At 70.0% G+C, this 16,369-nt stretch carries 17 protein-coding genes; all 17 read right to left on the reverse strand.

Annotation, left to right across the window (positions count from 1 at the left end; genetic code table 11):
* Positions 1-65: 65 nt before the first annotated feature.
* Positions 66-1,226, reverse strand: coding sequence for a DNA-processing protein DprA (gene dprA, locus E1181_RS23135; protein WP_132677794.1), 1,161 nt, complete (start codon positions 1,224-1,226; stop codon positions 66-68).
* Positions 1,226-2,737 carry a YifB family Mg chelatase-like AAA ATPase gene (locus E1181_RS23140; RefSeq protein ID WP_132677796.1) on the reverse strand — a complete coding sequence of 504 codons (1,512 nt, stop codon included), beginning with the start codon at positions 2,735-2,737 and terminating at the stop codon, positions 1,226-1,228. The genes dprA and E1181_RS23140 overlap by 1 nt, the downstream gene beginning before the upstream one ends.
* Before the next feature lies 1 nt (position 2,738).
* A complete protein-coding gene (locus tag E1181_RS32265; protein ID WP_268952496.1) occupies positions 2,739-3,140 on the reverse strand; it encodes a YraN family protein in 402 nt (133 codons plus the stop codon).
* Between the two features lie 299 nt (positions 3,141-3,439).
* Positions 3,440-3,763 carry a DUF2469 domain-containing protein gene (locus E1181_RS23150; protein ID WP_132627485.1) on the reverse strand — a complete coding sequence of 108 codons (324 nt, stop codon included), beginning with the start codon at positions 3,761-3,763 and terminating at the stop codon, positions 3,440-3,442.
* Between the two features lie 33 nt (positions 3,764-3,796).
* Complete coding sequence (locus tag E1181_RS23155; RefSeq protein WP_132677798.1) at positions 3,797-4,549, reverse strand: ribonuclease HII; 753 nt, start codon at positions 4,547-4,549, stop codon at positions 3,797-3,799.
* Between the two features lie 7 nt (positions 4,550-4,556).
* Positions 4,557-5,462, reverse strand: a complete 906-nt coding sequence (gene lepB / locus E1181_RS23160; RefSeq protein ID WP_132677800.1) for a signal peptidase I — start codon at positions 5,460-5,462, stop codon at positions 4,557-4,559.
* 227 nt (positions 5,463-5,689) lie between these two features.
* Complete coding sequence (gene rplS / locus E1181_RS23165; protein WP_132627488.1) at positions 5,690-6,049, reverse strand: 50S ribosomal protein L19; 360 nt, start codon at positions 6,047-6,049, stop codon at positions 5,690-5,692.
* A 196-nt stretch (positions 6,050-6,245) separates the two neighbouring features.
* Complete coding sequence (gene trmD, locus E1181_RS23170) at positions 6,246-7,037, reverse strand: tRNA (guanosine(37)-N1)-methyltransferase TrmD (RefSeq protein ID WP_132677802.1); 792 nt, start codon at positions 7,035-7,037, stop codon at positions 6,246-6,248.
* Positions 7,038-7,153: 116 nt separating this feature from the next.
* Positions 7,154-7,720 carry a ribosome maturation factor RimM gene (rimM, locus tag E1181_RS23175; RefSeq protein WP_132677804.1) on the reverse strand — a complete coding sequence of 189 codons (567 nt, stop codon included), beginning with the start codon at positions 7,718-7,720 and terminating at the stop codon, positions 7,154-7,156.
* Between the two features lie 5 nt (positions 7,721-7,725).
* On the reverse strand, positions 7,726-7,965 hold the full coding sequence (locus E1181_RS23180) for an RNA-binding protein (RefSeq protein WP_093413382.1): 240 nt from the start codon (positions 7,963-7,965) through the stop codon (positions 7,726-7,728).
* Entirely contained in the window at positions 7,962-8,438 is a 477-nt protein-coding gene (rpsP, locus tag E1181_RS23185) for a 30S ribosomal protein S16 (protein ID WP_132627491.1), read from the reverse strand. The genes E1181_RS23180 and rpsP overlap by 4 nt, the downstream gene beginning before the upstream one ends.
* 389 nt (positions 8,439-8,827) lie before the next feature.
* Complete coding sequence (locus E1181_RS23190) at positions 8,828-9,637, reverse strand: CPBP family intramembrane glutamic endopeptidase (RefSeq protein WP_235876975.1); 810 nt, start codon at positions 9,635-9,637, stop codon at positions 8,828-8,830.
* A gap of 67 nt (positions 9,638-9,704) precedes the next feature.
* Positions 9,705-10,460: a CPBP family intramembrane glutamic endopeptidase gene (locus E1181_RS23195; protein WP_132677806.1), complete on the reverse strand. Its 756-nt coding sequence runs from the start codon at positions 10,458-10,460 to the stop codon at positions 9,705-9,707.
* A 142-nt stretch (positions 10,461-10,602) separates the two neighbouring features.
* Positions 10,603-11,673: a metal-dependent hydrolase family protein gene (locus E1181_RS23200; protein WP_132677808.1), complete on the reverse strand. Its 1,071-nt coding sequence runs from the start codon at positions 11,671-11,673 to the stop codon at positions 10,603-10,605.
* The gene (ffh, locus tag E1181_RS23205; protein WP_132677810.1) at positions 11,670-13,232 is read right to left on the reverse strand and encodes a signal recognition particle protein; all 1,563 of its coding nucleotides are present in this window, start codon (positions 13,230-13,232) and stop codon (positions 11,670-11,672) included. The genes E1181_RS23200 and ffh overlap by 4 nt, the downstream gene beginning before the upstream one ends.
* 332 nt (positions 13,233-13,564) lie before the next feature.
* Complete coding sequence (locus E1181_RS23210) at positions 13,565-15,307, reverse strand: DEAD/DEAH box helicase (RefSeq protein WP_132677812.1); 1,743 nt, start codon at positions 15,305-15,307, stop codon at positions 13,565-13,567.
* Between the two features lie 298 nt (positions 15,308-15,605).
* Positions 15,606-16,187, reverse strand: a complete 582-nt coding sequence (locus E1181_RS23215; protein ID WP_132677814.1) for an AAA family ATPase — start codon at positions 16,185-16,187, stop codon at positions 15,606-15,608.
* Positions 16,188-16,369: the final 182 nt, after the last annotated feature.

The following is a 16,369-nucleotide window of genomic DNA, read 5'->3' on the forward strand; positions in this document are numbered from 1 at the left end:
CGGAGTCGGTTTCCCCCTTCCATTCTCCGAAATCTCTTTCACTTGCCTTTCCTCCATCTTTCTCCTCAACTCGTGATCGCGATCCACCCGCTTTCCGTCCGTTTCGCGAAGCCACCGAGTTCCAGCTCGATGAGCACGGCCCGCACCCGCCCCAGCGGCAACCCGCAGTCGCGGGCCAGCTCCTCGTGCCCCGCGGACGCCACGCCCCTGAGCGCGTCGTGAACCCGCCGCGCGTCCGGGTGCAGCCGATCCGTGGCGCGCGACGGGGCAGAGACCTCCTCCGCCGGGCTCACCCCCAGCGGGCTGAGCAGCTCGACGACCTCCTCGGTGCGGGTGACCAGCACCGCCTGCCCCGAGCGCACCATCGCGTGGCAACCCACCGAGTTCTGCGAGGTGACCGGACCCGGCACCGCCAGCACCGGACGTCCCAGCAGATCCGCTGTGTTGGCGGTGTTGGCCGCACCGCTGCGCGCGCCCGCCTCCACCACGACGGTGGCCCGGCCCATCGCGGCGATCAGCCGGTTGCGCACCAGGAACCGGTGCTTGCGCGGTGGCGTTCCCGGCGGGTACTCGCTGATCACCGCGCCCTGGTCGGCGATGGCGCGCAGCAACCTGCCGTGCCCCGCCGGGTAGTCCACGTCCGCGCCGCAGGCCAGGAACGCCACCGTGCGCCCACCGGCCGACAGCGCGCCCCGGTGCGCCGCACCGTCGATGCCGTAGGCCGCGCCGGAGACCACGGTGAACCCCGCCCCGGACAGGCCGTGGCCGAACTCCGCCGCCACGTGCTCGCCGTACCCGGACGCCGCGCGAGCACCCACCACGGCCACCGCGCGCTCGGTGCACGCCGCGGGCTCGGCACGCCCGCGCACCCACAGCGCGAGCGGCTCGGCCATGTCCGGCAGCTCCATCTCGCGCGCGCCGGTGAGCTCCGAGAACGCCTCGCACGGCCAATCCGGCCGCTCCGGGACGAACAGCCGGAGCCCCGCTGCCTCGCCCGCGCGCAGCAGCCGCTCGCCCGACACGGCGTCACGCCTGGCCTCCACCTCCGCCAGCACCGGCTCCGGTGCCCGCCGACGCACGATCGCGTCCACGGCGCCCCGCGCACCGCGCTCGGCGACGAACCGGGCCAAGGCCCGGGCCGGTGGCTCGGCCACCGCCGACAGGAAAGCCCTGGCCTGCAGCAGTTCCTGCCTGGTCTTCTCGCTCAGCGAAGCCCACGCGCCCATCACACCGCCCTCCTGTCCCGGAACTCCAGCGCCGCGGCGACGTGATCTGCCGTTGGCCGGGGACTCGCGTCGAGATCCGCCAGCGTCCACGCCACCCGCAGGCACCGGTCGGCTCCGCGCGCGGTGATCGCGCCCGCCTCCAATCCCCGTTCCAGCAGCGCCGTCGTTTGCTCCGGCAGCGCGAACTCCTTGCGCAACACCGGCCCTGGGACTTCGGTGTTGGTCTGCCAGCCGTGATCGGCCCACCGCTCCCGCGCCCCCGCCCGCGCCCGCTCGACCCGCTCGCGCACGACCTCCGTGCTCTCCGGCTCGGTGCCCGCGCCCGTGCTCATCGCCGAGATCGGCCGGGTGCGCACCCGCAGGTCCACCCGGTCCAGCAGCGGACCGGACAACTTGCCCAGGTAGCGCCGCCGCGCCTGCGGCGCGCACTGGCAGTCCAGCTCTCGAGGGGGCGCGCAGGGGCACGGGTTCGTGGCCAGCACGAGCTGGAACCGCGCCGGGTAGCGCAGCGTGCCGTCGCGACGGGCCAACCTGATCTCCCCCTCCTCCAGTGCCGTGCGCAATGCCTCCAACCGCTTCGGGCCGAGCTCGCACGCCTCGTCCAGCAGCAAGATCCCCCGGTGCGCCCGGCTGACGGCTCCCGGTCTGGCCAGTCCCGTGCCGCCGCCGATCAGCGCCGGGATCGACAGCGACGGGTGCGGGGCCACGAACGGAGGTCGGCGCACCAGGAACTCGGTGGACTCCTCGCTCAGCGACCGCAGTGCCGTGACCTCCAGCGATTCGGGAGCGGTCAGTTCGGGCAGCAGCCCGCACAACCGCTTGGCCAGCATCGTCTTGCCGGTGCCCGGCGGCCCCACCATGAGCAGGTGGTGGCCACCGGCGGCGGCGACCTCCAGCGCCCAGCGCGCCTCCGGCTGACCGAGCACGTCGGACAGGTCCGGCACGTCCTCGGGCCCGGGCTCGACGACCGGCGGCGGGTCCTCGCGCAGCTCCGCCAGCTCGCGCAGCCACGCGATCACCTCCCTCAGGTGCTCGGCGCCGAGGATCTCGATGCCGTCCACCAGGTGCGCCTCGCCCAAGCCGTCCACCGGCACCACCGCGCGCCGCACACCCGACCGGCGAGCGGCCACCAGCGCGGGCAGCAGCCCTCGCACGCCGCGCAGCCGACCGTCGAGGGCCAGCTCGCCGAACAGCACCGTGCCCCGCAACCGGTGCGGCGGCACCTGCTCGCTGGCGGCCAGCACCGCGCAGGCCAGCGCCAGGTCGTAGGACGTGCCGCCCTTGGGCAGGGCGGCGGGCGACAGCGCCAGCGTGATCACCCGGTCCGTCGGCCACTCCTCCCGGCAGTTCTGGATGGCCGCGGACACCCGGTTCTTGGCTTCCTTCAGCGCGTTGTCGGGCAGGCCGATCAGCTGCACCGAGGGCAGCCCGGAGCGCACGTCGGCCTCGATCTCCACCAGCACTCCGTCGACGCCGAACAGGGCGACGGCCCAGGTCTTGCGCAGCGCCATCTCAGAACACCCCCTCGAGGTGCTCGACGCGCGCGGGTTCCCCCGGTGGCCACAGCACCGAGACGACGTCGAAGCGGACCCGGCAGCCAACCAGGTCGCGCTCGGAGAGCCACGCCCTGGCCACACCCCGCACCCGGGCGATCTTGTCCGGGCCGATGGCGTGCAACGGACCTCCGTAATCCACCCCGGATCGCGCTTTGACCTCGCAGAACACCACGAGGTCTCCATCGGTGGCGACGATGTCGAGCTCACCGCGCGGGCATCGCCAGTTGCGGTCCAGCACGATCAGCCCGCTGCGCTCCAGCAGCTCGGCGGCCATCCGCTCGGCGACCCTGCCCAGCTCGTGCCTGCGCCCGCCGGCCAGGTGATCGGACAGCGGCGCGGTGATCTTCTCGGTACCCACGGGAACCTCCTCGGGAATCGAATCGACGATTCCCGTTCCGGAGGGGTGAAAACCGCTCAGCACCAACCATTCCGGGAACGGGATGAGCTCCACGTTGCCCATCCCGAGCCGAAATGCCAAACAGATTTCCCAATTTGTGGATGAATTGGTCCGCTGTGGACAATCAGTGCTCACACCTACGTGTGGTGGATTTCGTGTATCCGGGTATTCGCAGATCCACTCGATCGCACTGCGCGCACGAAAAAGCCCGGACGGTCGAATTCGACCGTCCGGGCGCCTGCGACGTGTTCCGGGTTCCCCTACGACCCGAAAGGCCCGTTCTCCGGCAACCGGAGATCGGGCTTGTCCAGCTCCTCGACGTTGACGTCCTTGAACGTGATCACCCGAACGTTCTTGACGAACCTCGCCGGGCGATACATGTCCCAAACCCAGGCGTCGGACATCGACACCTCGAAGTAGACCTCCGAGTCGGAGTTGCGCACCTGCACGTCCACCGCGTTGGCCAGGTAGAAGCGCCGTTCGGTCTCCACGACGTAGGTGAACTGACCGACGATGTCGCGATACTCCTTGTAGAGCTGCAGCTCCATCTCGGTCTCGTACTTTTCGAGATCCTCGGCGCTCATCGGTGTGCGAGCCCTTCTGCGTTTCCGTTCGGACTACAAGGCCTCATTGTCCACCACTTCCCCCTTCGAAGCATCGAACAAACCGGGCTTGCTGGTCACAGCGCGCGGCGAGCGCATCCCGTGCTTCGTGGCGGCGGCCACGACGTTGGCGTAGGACCAGCGGTGCTGGACGCACGGACCGTGCTCGGTCATGCGCGCCGAGTGCAGCGGCGTGCTGTAGCCCTTGTGCACGTCGAAGGCGTACTCCGGGAACCCCTCGTGCAGCTCACCGGCCATCAACCTGTCCCGGGTGACCTTGGCCAGCACCGATGCCGCCGCCACGCACGCCGCGACCAGGTCGCCCTTGACGACCGCCACGCTCGGGGTCGCCAGGCCCTGCACCTTGAAGCCGTCGGTGAGCACGTAGCCGGGGTGCTCGGTCAGCTGCGCCACCGAGCGGCGCATGCCCTCCAGGTTGGCGACGTGAATGCCCAGCGCATCGACGTCCTCGGCCGGGATCACCACGGTCGAGCAGCTCAGCGCGCGGGAGGTGATGCGGTCGTAGAGCCGCTCCCGGTCGGCCTCGGTCAGCACCTTGGAGTCGGTCAGGCCGTCGAAGCGCTTCGCATCACCCGGCTTGAGCACGCACGCGGCGACCACCAGCGGCCCGGCGCACGCGCCGCGCCCGGCCTCGTCCACACCGGCGACCGGGCCCAGCCCCCGGCGATCCAGGGCGCTCTGCAGGGCCCAGTTGCCGCTGCTGCGCCGGATCACCGACCGGGGTGGCCGGAAGTCCGTCACCGTCACTTCGATGTCACTCCGACTGCCGTCGCTTGCTCACTGCACCGACGAGCCTACGACCCATCCAGACCGCGGGGAACGCCGCGGCGAATCCCACGCCCAGCGGCAGCCCGCCCTGCCAGGCCGGCGCACCCAGCGCCGTCGACTGCGGGTTGGGCTCCGGGATGCTCTGCCAGCGGGTCGGCGGCAGCACGATGACCTGCGCCTTGCCGATGACGTTGTCCACCGGGACGGCGCCGTTGGTGCCGCCACCGCCCTGGACGCGGGAGTCGGAGGAGTCGTTGCGGTTGTCACCCATCACCCACAGGTGCCCCTGCGGAACGGTGACCGGCGCGAACTCGTCCTGGCCGACGCCGCGACCCGGCTCCCAGTACACGTAGGGCTCGTTGAGCGGCTTGCCGTCCACCAGGACCCGGTTCTGCGGGTCGCAGCACTCGACGGTCTGGCCGCCGACGGCGATGACCCGCTTGACGAAGTCCTTCTCGTCGGGCGCGCCGAAGCCCAGCAGCGCGGCCGCGCCCTGGAAGAAGCCCGCGACCGGGTTGGTGGACTCCTCGGCGGTGAACTCGTTCTGCACCCACGGCTGCGGACCGCGGAAGACCACGACGTCGCCGGGCTCGGGTTCGGCGAAGCGGTAGGAGACCTTGTCGACCAGCACCCGGTCGTTGTTGCAACCGGTGCAGCCGTGCAGCGTCTGCTCCATCGACTGGGACGGGATCACGTACACCCGGGCCAGGAACGCCTGGATGAGCACCGTGAGCACCAGGGCGGTCACGATCAGGATGGGCAACTCCACCCAGAAGGAAGACTTCTTCTTGCCCTTCGTCTTCGGGTGTTGAGACCCCCTGTCGGGAGCACCCTCACGGTGCTCCGAGTCCTGGGGCTCTTCCGCTGATCCGCTGCGCATGACGTCGGCCACCCGGCCAGGCTACTTGAACGGGCTCAGGGGCCCTCGCGCTCCCCCGGCGCGGCGGACCGGGAAACCCGCCCGGTTCCGCCTCGATGACGTGCGATTTCCCGGAACATCCCGTTCCGGGGTCAGCACCTGCACTCGCTGGGCCTGCATTGATCACCCGAAGGTGGACAGCAGAAGGGCCCGGACGCTTCCGCGGCCGGGCCCCTCAGAACTGCAACGTCTCGCGTCGATCAGGACGCCGAAGCGGTCTCCCGCTTCTCCTTGATCTTCGCCGCCTTGCCGCGCCGGTCGCGCAGGTAGTACAGCTTCGCCCGCCGGACATCGCCGCGCGAGACGACCTCGATCTGCGCGATGTTCGGGGTGTGCACCGGGAAAGTCCGCTCCACACCGACACCGAAGGAAACCTTGCGCACGGTGAAGGTCTCCCGGATGCCATCGCCCTGGCGGCGGATGACTGCGCCCTGGAAGACCTGAGTCCGCTCGCGCGAACCCTCGATGACGCGGACGTGAACCTTCAGCGTGTCACCGGGCCGGAAGGCCGGGATGTCGGAACGCAGCGACTGGGCGTCCAACGCGTCCAGGGTGTTCATCGGTGGTCCGTCCTCATCCGTGTCGAAGGCACCCGTGTTCTCACATGTCGATGACCCGACCTGGAAGGTGGGCACCGCCCGACACGGGGTGAACTTGCTCTTTGCGCATGTCGAACCAGGTGGCTCGACTGCATCAACCTGTCCAGTGTGCCAGATCCGCATTTCGTCGCCCGATCCGGCCCCTTCAACTAGGGGCTCAGCGCGACGCGTCTCCGGTCTCACCGGCATCGTCGGAAGCATCCGACGCACGCAGTTTATCGAGCTGTTTCCGGTCGGCCTTATCCAGGTCCCCCTCGGACAACGCCGAGAGCAGTTCCGGCCGCCGGTGGTAGGTCCGCTCCAGCGCCTGATCCCGCCGCCAGCGGGCGATGGCGGCGTGGTTGCCCGAGCGCAGGACGTCGGGAACCGGGCGCTCGCGCCACACCTCGGGACGGGTGTAGCAGGGACCTTCCAGCAGACCGTCCGAGAAGGAGTCCTGCTCCGCCGACAGCGGGTTGCCCAGCACTCCGGGCAGCAGCCGCACGACGGCCTCGATCATCGTCAGCGCGGCGACCTCACCGCCGACCAGCACGTAGTCGCCGATGGAGACCTCTTCGACCGGCATCCGGGTGGCGGCGTCGTCGATGACCCGCTGGTCGATGCCCTCGTACCGGCCGCAGGCGAAGACCAGCCACGGGTCCTGCGACCAGCGAACGGCGGTCTTCTGGTCGAACGGCCGCCCGGCCGGGGCCGGCACGACCAGCCGGGGCGTGACCTCCTGCGCGGCGCAGACCTCGTCGAGCGCCTCGCCCCAGACGTCGGGCTTCATCACCATGCCCGGACCGCCGCCGTAGGGGCTGTCGTCGACCGCGCGGTGCACGTCGTGGGTCCAGTCGCGCAGGTCGTGCACGCCGACGGAGATCCGCTCGCGCTCGATGGCCTTGCCCAGCAGCGCTTCCCGCAGCGGGTTCAGGTAGTCGGGGAAGATCGTGATGACGTCGATGCGCATGGTGGCCTCGTCTGGGAAACGCCCGCGAACGGGCGCACTGCGGTGGATCCTTGCGAGCGGCGAAGCCGCTTCCCGAGCAACTCGCACCGCCGCGCACAACGGCCTCGGCTGCCGGCTCAGTCCAGCAGGCCTTCAGGCGGGTCGAGCACGACCCTGCCGCCCTCGAGGTCGACCTCGGGGACGATGGCGGAGACGAACGGCACCAGAGCTTCTCGTTCGCCCTTCTCAGCCTCCGGGTCCGCGATGGTGATCGCGAGGAGTTCACCCGCAGGCGAGTGCAGCACGTCGCGCACCACGCCCACGTCCTCACCGGAGACAAGGGCCGCGCGCAGCCCGATCAGCTCGGTGTCGTGGAACTCGTCGGGGTCCTCGGGCGACTCGGCCTCGTCGGCGGAGACCGTCAGCAGCGCACCGCGCAGCTCCTCCGCCGCGTCCCGGCCGTCCACGCCCTCAGCGCGCACCAACAGCCGCCCGGCGTGCTGCCGGGCGGCTGTCACGGTGAGGCTCTGCGCGCTCTTGTTCTTGCTCTGACCGGCTCCTCGGCGCTTCAATCCGAGCACCGAACCGGGAACGAACCGCAGCTCCGGGCTGTCGGTGAGCACCTCGACGACGAGCTCGCCCCGCACGCCATGCGGCCGCACCACGCGCCCCACTGCGAGGGCCTCCGGCTGAAGTTCGTTCATCCCGATCAGCGGTCGGTGTCGACCACGTCGACCCGGATACCGCGACCACCGATGCCGGTCATCACGGTCCGCAGCGCGGTGGCGGTGCGCCCGCCGCGTCCGATGACCTTGCCCAGGTCGTCCGGGTTGACGTGCACCTCGAGGGTGCGACCACGCCGGGTCGTCAGCAGCTGGACGCGGACATCGTCGGGGTTGTCGACGATGCCGCGCACCAGGTGTTCAAGCGCGTCCGAGAGGACCGTCACGCCTGACCGTCCTCGGACTTCTGCTCGGCAGCCTTGTCCTCGGCCTTCTCGTCGGCCTTGTCCTCAGCCTTGGCCTCGGACTTCTTGCCACCCTTCTTCTTCGGGGTGGTGGCCTCGACGGTCGGCTCCTCGCCGGCGGCGGCGAGGGCGGCCTCGAACAGCTCCTGCTTGCTGGTCTTCGGCTCGGCGACCTTCAGGGTGCCCTCGGCGCCCGGCAGGCCCTTGTGCTTCTGCCAGTCGCCGGTGATCTCCAGGATGTTGCGCACCGGTTCGGTCGGCTGCGCGCCGACACCCAGCCAGTACTGCGCCCGCTCCGAGTCGACGATGATGCCGCTCGGGTTCTCCTTCGGGTGGTACTGACCGATCGTCTCGATGACCCGGCCGTTGCGACGGGTGCGGGCGTCCGCGATGACGATGCGGTAGTGCGGCTCCCGGATCTTGCCGATCCGCGCGAGCTTGATCTTCACAGCCACGGGTGCTGGTGCTCCTCAGACTCTCATTGGTGCTCCGGTGAGCGATGCGCAAACCGCGTGGGGCAGCGATTCGCAAAGCTCGTAGGTCAAATCGCCGGCAAGAGGTGAGAGGGACCCCAAGCAGCGAACAGCAACCCATTCTGCCAGACGCCCCGCATCAGCGACGACGGGGGCAGCAGAACCGCGTCAGGCAACCGGCGAAGCCGGATTCTCTTGGCCCACGCTTGCAGCCTGCACCGCCGGGGGTTCTGAGCGGTGCTGTGGCGAGCACGCCGCGACGCCGTGTATTGGACATACATCAGGAGTGGCGCGCGGAGTCCACGAAGCCGCTCAGGTTCCCCCACCCGCACCGCTGAGCAGGAAGACCACCGGAGGGCATCTGACATCGGTCAGGTGGGCATCAGGCCCAGTGAGACCAGGAGCAGGCCGAGTGCGGGCAGGAAGTTGTTGATCTGGTGGGCGATCACGCTGGCCGTCAGGCGGCCGGTGACCATCCTGGCCAGACCGATCGGGATGGTGATCACCAGCAGCAGCCAGGTGCGGGCCGGCTCCAGGTGGCCGATCGCGAACACCGCGGTGCTCAGCACGAACACGTTGAGCTGGCTCCAGCGCAGCCGCTCCATCGCGCCCCACAGCAGACCGCGGTAGAGCAGCTCCTCGCACAGCGGTGCGACCAGCCAGACGTGCAGGAACAGCAGCACCGCCACCACCGGCGGCAACCGGACGCCGTCGAGGACGCTGCTCACCGTGGACGTCTGGCCCGGCTCGGCCCAGTGCGTCCACAGCATGGTGGCGATCGTGGTGGTGACCAGTCCGACCCCACCGATGGCCAGCCCGGTCCTGACGTCCGACCAGCGCCACTCCAGCCCGAAGTCCTGCACCGGCCCGTTGCCGCGCACCACGGTGATGAGCACCGCCACGCCACCGGCCAGCAGGGTCGGCAGCACCAGCATCAGCACGATGGACCACACGCCCGGTGCGCCGAACGCGGCGGCCAGCACCACCGAGGTCAGCACGAACACCGCTTCGGCGAAGAAGAAGGCCCCCAGCCCCCAGCGGTGCGTGCGCACCGGCGGATCGGCCACCCAGGTGCGGCCGCCGGGTGCCGGATCGCCGACTCCGGATTCTTGTGTGTGCACGAGCGCCTCCGTGATGCCGAACAGCGGATCGACGACCCGCGTGACGATGTCGGCTGACACCGGCGGAAGCCGTCAGACTACTGCGGTGCCGAGCCGGGTCACGATCACCTCGTCTCGGGCGGAGTGTTCATCTGGCCACAGCGAACAGCAGGAGTGCCGGCAGGAAGTTGTTGGTGGCGTGCGCGACCATGCTGGCCGACACCCGCCCGGTGATCATCCGCGCCATCCCGATGGCCAGCCCGCCGACGAACAGCACCGGCGTCCGCCACACCTCCTGGTGTATCAGGGCGAAGATCACCGAGGTCAGGATGAGGATCGCGACGCGCGGGATCCGGTAGTGCTCCATCGCGCCCCACAGGGCACCGCGCATCAGCAGCTCCTCGGTCAGCGGCGCACCCAGGAACGCGAACAGAGCGAACAGGAACAACCAGACCGTCCGGTCTCCTTGCATCAGCCTGGTCAGGTCGGATTCCGGTGGCGGGCCGGTGACCGCGATGACCACCAGCGTCACCATCCACGACCCGAACAGCGCGCAGAGCCCGCAGATCAGGCCGACCTTCACGTCGCGGCGCCGGGGCAGGATGCCGAAGTCGGCGCGCAGCCCGTGCCCCCGCCACCACGAGAAGACCGCGGGAATCAGACCGAGCAGGATGTTCGGCGCGAACGCGACCAGCAGCAGCGGGCCGGTGTTCGGCGGTTGCGAGGGGTTGAACCCGCCGTCGGGCTCCCGCACGGCGCCGAGGATGACCACGGCCAGGTAGTAGCCGCCGTATCCGAGGAAGAACGCCGCGAAGCCCCAGGCCAGCGAACCCCGTCTGGCCGCTTCCAGCTGCGCCTCCCAGAACTTGGGGTGCAGGTCGGCGGTGCCGTCCACCCGACGCATCGGTTGAAGGTAAGGATCCCGCTTCTCCCCCACAAGACGCTCCCCTCGACCTACCAACCCTAAGGGTTCGCACACGGGAACGCTGTGTCGCCGAACGGAGGCGGAAACGATTGCGGGGACCGTTTTCAGACTGTTCGAAGGACTAGAAGGCCTTGCCGCCTAGCAGGATTCGACTCGGCGAGCGGAGAACGTCCAGGTCCTTGCGCGGGTCCGCGTCGTAGCACACCAGGTCAGCGAGGGCGCCGTGCTCCAGACCCGACCAGCCCAGCCACTCGCGCGCGCCCCAGGAGGCGGCGCTGAGGGCCTGCTCGGTGGACATGCCGACCCGGTGCAGCGCGGCGACCTCGTCGGCCAGCACGCCGTGCGGGATGCCGCCTCCGGCGTCGGTGCCCGCGTAGACCGGGATGCCCGCCTCGATGGCCTTGGCGACGGTGCTGTCGGCCCGCTCGTAGAGGGCCGTCATGTGCGTGGCGTAGTCCGGGTACTTCGTCGCGGCCGCGGCGAAGCCCGGGAAGTTCTCCACGTTGACCAGGGTCGGCACCAGGGCCGTCCCGCGTGCGGCCATCAGTTCGACGGTCTCGTCGGTCAGGCCGGTGCCGTGTTCGATGCAGTCGATGCCCGCGTTGATCAGGCCGGGCAGCGCGTCCTCGCCGAACACGTGGGCGGTGACCCGGGCGCCGAGCCGGTGCGCGGTGTCGATGGCCTCGGCCAGCACCTCGTCGCTCCACAGCGGGGCCAGGTCGCCCACCGAGCGGTCGATCCAGTCCCCGACGAGCTTGATCCAGCCGTCGCCGTAAGCCGCTTGCTCGGCGACCGCGGCGGGCAGGTCCTGCTCGTCGTCGAGGTCGTCGGACAGCTTCGGGATGTAGCGCTTGGGGCGGGCCAGGTGCTTGCCCGCGCGGATGATGCGCGGCAGGTCGTCGCGCTGCTGCAGCGGCCGGGTGTCGATCGGCGAACCGCAGTCGCGGATCAGCAGGGTGCCCGCGTCGCGGTCGGTCTCGGCCTGGGTGACGGCCTCGTCCAGCTCGATCGGCCCCTGAGTGCCGATGCCGACGTGGCAGTGCGCGTCGACCAGGCCGGGCAACACGTATCCGCCGTCGAAGACGGTCTCGGCGCCGGCGACCGGTTCCCACGAGATCCGGCCGTCGGCGATCCACAGGTCCCGCTGCGCGCCCTCGGGCAGCACCGTGGCGCGCAGGTGCAGCGCCGTCACTGGTCCTTCTTGCCGAAGTTCAGCTTCGACGGGTCGAAGCCGGGCGGAAGCTGGTTGGCGGTGGGGTCCAGTTTGGACAGATCCGGACCGGCTCCGCCGCCCATGCCGGGCATTCCGCCCGGGGGGAGTCCGGGGAAGCCGCCGGGCATGCCCTTCATCCCCTTCGGCGGGGTCGGGCCGCCCTTGCCCTTCTTGCCCTTCTTCCCCTTCTTGCCCTTGCGGTTCTTGCTGCCGCCGCCTCCGCCGCCGAAGCCGCCGAACTGGCCGGCCATCCGCTGCATCATCTTGCGGGCCTCGAAGAACCGGTTGACCAGGTCGTTGATGTCGCCGACGGTCACGCCCGAACCGCGCGCGATGCGCTGGCGGCGGGACGCGTTGATGATCTTCGGGTCGGCTCGCTCGGCCGGGGTCATGCCGCGGATGATCGCCTGGATCCGGTCGAGCTGCTTCTCGTCGAAGTTGGCCAGCTGGTCCTTCATCTGGCCCGCGCCCGGCAGCATGCCCAGCAGGTTCTGCAGCGGACCCATCCGCCGCACCGCCTGCATCTGCTCCAGGAAGTCCTCCAGGGTGAGCTGGCCGGTGCCCAGCTTCTCCGCGGCCTTCTCGGCCTGCTCCTGGTCGAAGGCCTGCTCGGCCTGCTCGATCAGGGTGAGCATGTCGCCCATGCCCAGGATCCGGTTGCCCATCCGGTCCGGGTGGAAGACGTCGAAGTCCTCCAGCTTCTCGCCGCTGGAGGCGAACATGATCGGCTGGCCGGTGACCTCGCGGACCGACAGCGCAGCACCACCGCGGGCGTCACCGTCGAGCTTGGTCAGCACGACACCGGAGAAGCCCACGCCGTCGCGGAACGCCTCGGCGGTGGTCACCGCGTCCTGACCGATCATCGCGTCCAGGACGAACAGGATCTCGTCCGGCTTGACCGCGTCCCGGATGTCCGCGGCCTGCTTCATCATCTCCTCGTCGACGCCCAGCCGGCCGGCGGTGTCGACGATGACGATGTCGTGCTGCGCGCGCTTGGCTTCCTCGATGCTGTCGCGGGAGACCTGCACCGGGTCGCCGACGCCGTTGCCCGGCTCGGGAGCGAACACCGGGACACCGGCGCGCTCACCGACCACCTGCAGCTGGTTGACGGCGTTCGGGCGCTGCAGGTCGCAGGCCACCAGCATCGGCGTGTGGCCCTGACCGGACAGCCACTTGGCGAGCTTGCCCGCCAGCGTCGTCTTACCCGCACCCTGCAGACCCGCGAGCATGATCACCGTCGGCGGGGTCTTGGCCAGCTCCAGGCGACGGGTCTCACCGCCGAGGATCGTGACCAGTTCCTCGTTGACGATCTTGACGACCTGCTGAGCCGGGTTCAGCGCCTGCGAGACCTCGGAGCCCTTGGCCCGCTCCTTGACACCCTTGATGAACCCGCGCACGACGGGAAGCGCCACGTCCGCTTCGAGCAGGGCGATGCGGATCTCCCGCGCGGTGGCGTCGATGTCGGCTTCCGACAGCCGCCCCTTGCCGCGCAGGTTCGTCAGGACCGAGGTGAGCCGGTCGGAGAGAGTGTCGAACACGGGTTCACGGGCTCCAGAGTCGATGGATGTACCTGGGTACCTATGCGAGGGTAACCGGCCCGCCCGGACGCCCGGCGCGGACCGGCCACCGCAAAAGGTTCCCGATCAATTCAGTTGGCTCTGCGACCTGTTGATCTGCGTGCAAGCGGCGCAGCCGCGAGCAGTGAGAACCACCCTCGCAACCAGCACCGCCGCGGGTTCTGACACGTCTTCTGGCGAGTACGCCGCGACGCCGTGCATTGGCATACATCAGGAGTGGCGCACGGAGTCCAGAAGGCGTGTCAGGTTCCGCTACCCGCACCGACCAGCAAAACGACCGCAGAAAGAGGTCGTCACGCCCCGGTGTGCCGGAGGTCGCGCTTGGGGCCCGTGCGGTGCTGCTGCGGGGAGCGCTGGGCGGTGCCCTGGCCCTTGCGGTGCGGGCGTGGCTTGTTGTCGCGGTCCCGGTTGCCGGCGGGGCGGCGCGGGCGGCGGCTGATGAACTCGCCGTCGGCGCGGGTGATCTTCAGACCACGACCGGCCACCTGGGTGGCGCGCAGCTTGGTCAGCAGCTCCTCGGGCAGGTCCGCGGGCAGCTCGATCAGCGTGTGCTCGTTGCGGATGTCGATGTGCCCGATGTACTTGCTGGGCACACCGCCCTCGTTGGCGAGCGCACCGACCAGGGCGCGCGGCGTGACGCGGTTCCGGCGGCCGACCTCGACCCGGTAGGTCTCGGTGTCGGCGTTGTTGCTGTGGAACGTCGGGCCGTCGCGGCGCGCCGGCTCCGGCTCGGCCTCCAGCAGCAGCGGGCGCTCCCCCTGGGCCATCGCGGCGAGGGCCGCGGCGATCTCCGAGGCGGGCACGTCGTGGGTGCGCTCGTACTCGTTGACCAGCTCCTGGAAGACCTCCAGGCCACCCTTGGCCAACGTGTCGGTGATGCTCTGCGCGAACTTCGCCAGACGGCGGTCGTTGACCGCGTCGATGCTCGGCAGCTCCATCTGCGTGATCTGCTGGCGGGTGGCCCGCTCGATCGCGCGCAGCAGGTGGCGCTCGCGCGGGGAGACGAACAGGATCGCCTCGCCGCTGCGCCCGGCACGACCGGTGCGGCCCACGCGGTGCACGTAGGACTCGGTGTCGTGCGGGATGTCGTAGTTGAGCACGTGCGAGATGCGCTCGACGTCGAGACCGCGCGCGGCCACGTCGGTGGCCACCAGGATGTCGACCTTGCCGTCGCGCAGGTGACCGATGGTGCGCTCGCGCTGGGCCTGGGCGATGTCGCCGTTGATGGCCGAGGCGCTGAAACCGCGCGCCTGCAGCTTCTCCGCGAGCTCCTCGGTGAGCTGCTTGGTGCGCACGAACACGATCATCGCGTCGAAGGTCTCGACCTCGAGGATGCGGGTCAGCGCGTCCAGCTTGTTGGAGGCGCGCACCGGCACGTGCCGCTGGTTGATGTTGGTGGCGGTGGAGGTCTTCGTCTTGACCGAGATCTCCGCCGGGTTGTTCAGGTAGTTCTGCGTGATCTTGCGGATGCCCTGCGGCATCGTCGCCGAGAACAGCGCGACCTGGCGCTGGCTGGGAACCGACTGCAGGATCTTCTCGACGTCCTCGATGAAGCCCATGCGCAGCATCTCGTCGGCCTCGTCGAGCACCAGGTTCTTCAGCGCGCTGAGGTCCAGCGAGCCCTTCTCCAGGTGGTCGATGAGCCGGCCCGGGGTGCCGACGACGACGTGCGCACCGCGGCGCAGACCCGCCAGCTGCGGGCCGTAGCCGGTGCCGCCGTAGATCGGCAGCACGTGGAAGCCGGGCAGGTGCGAGGCGTAGCGCTGGAACGCCTCGGAGACCTGGATGGCCAGCTCGCGGGTGGGCGCCAGCACCAGGGCCTGCGGCTTGGTGGTGGTCAGGTCCATGTTGGACAGAATCGGCAGCGCGAACGCGGCGGTCTTGCCGGTACCGGTCTGCGCCAGGCCCAGCACGTCGCGGCCTTCCAGCAGCAGCGGGATCGTCTGCTCCTGGATCGGCGACGGGGCCTCGTACCCGATCTCGGTCAGCGTCTTCTGGACGCGCTCGTCGAGTTCGAGTTCAGCGAAAGTAGGCATGCGGAACGCGGGTCTCCCTAGGTGGGTCGGCGGTGGGCTGATCGCGGAAAAAGGTCCGGCGCCACCCCGCGCGTGCTGACGGGGCTGTGCGTCCACTCGGTGGCGTGCGGCGAACCTGCTTGGACTCCGCTTGCGCTTGTCGAACCGCGCGCTCCACCCGACGCACACCCTGTTGCCAGTGACCCGCAGCTCGAAAAATCTCAGCCTGGCGCAGCGACATCTGGCCGCAGCACCGGGGGTCCAGGGTAATCATCGCGATCAGTTGATGTCGGCCCGCCCCTGCCCAAGGGGACGCAGGTCACGTCTCGACGTCCAGCCGCAGGCCACCGGCCACCTGGGAACGGGTGAACAGGTGCACCCGGCGCCAGCCGATCAGCCGCTCACCGGCCAGCAGGCGCCGGTGCATCCGCTCGGCCCGCAGCACGTGCCGCTGGAAGGAGCTCGACCGGATCAGCCTGCCCCGCGCCCGCTGCCCGTCCAGCGCCGAGTCGGCGTCGGCGTGCAGCCACAGCAGGACCGTCCGCCGCCCGCTCAGGCGCGCGAAGACCAGCAGCATCAGCCGCGTGCTCGCCCTGGTCGCGGGCTCGTGCGCGACCACCGGGCCGCGGCCGACCAGGCACGACCACAAGATCCGGGAGCGGTGCAGCAGGTGCACCAGCGGCCGGTAGTAGCGGTACGGAATGCCGGGTGACAGGGCGCGCAGCCTGGCGCGCACCTGCTCGGAGTCCAGTCGGACCACGTCCTCGCCCGAGCGCATCTTGGCCAGCACGGTGCTCTTGCCCGCGCCGGGCACACCGGCGAGCACGACCAGCGAACGGCGGCCCACCCGCACCGAAGGCGTCGGGTCGGCAGCGACGGGAGATGCGTCCGAAATGTCCACCAGGACTCCAGATTACGCGCTCCCGATCATGGAAGGCGGGGAAGTGATGACCGCCGCACCGACGAGGAGGCGGCCCGCTCCCCCTGAGCAGGCCGCCTCGTCGAACTCCCCGGTGCGTTACGGGGTCCCGCACCCGGTTCACACGTGGGAGGCCCTGTCCCCCGCCTCCCACGTGTGAACCG

This window comes from Saccharopolyspora terrae (assembly GCF_004348435.1).
Lineage (GTDB): Bacteria > Actinomycetota > Actinomycetes > Mycobacteriales > Pseudonocardiaceae > Saccharopolyspora > Saccharopolyspora endophytica.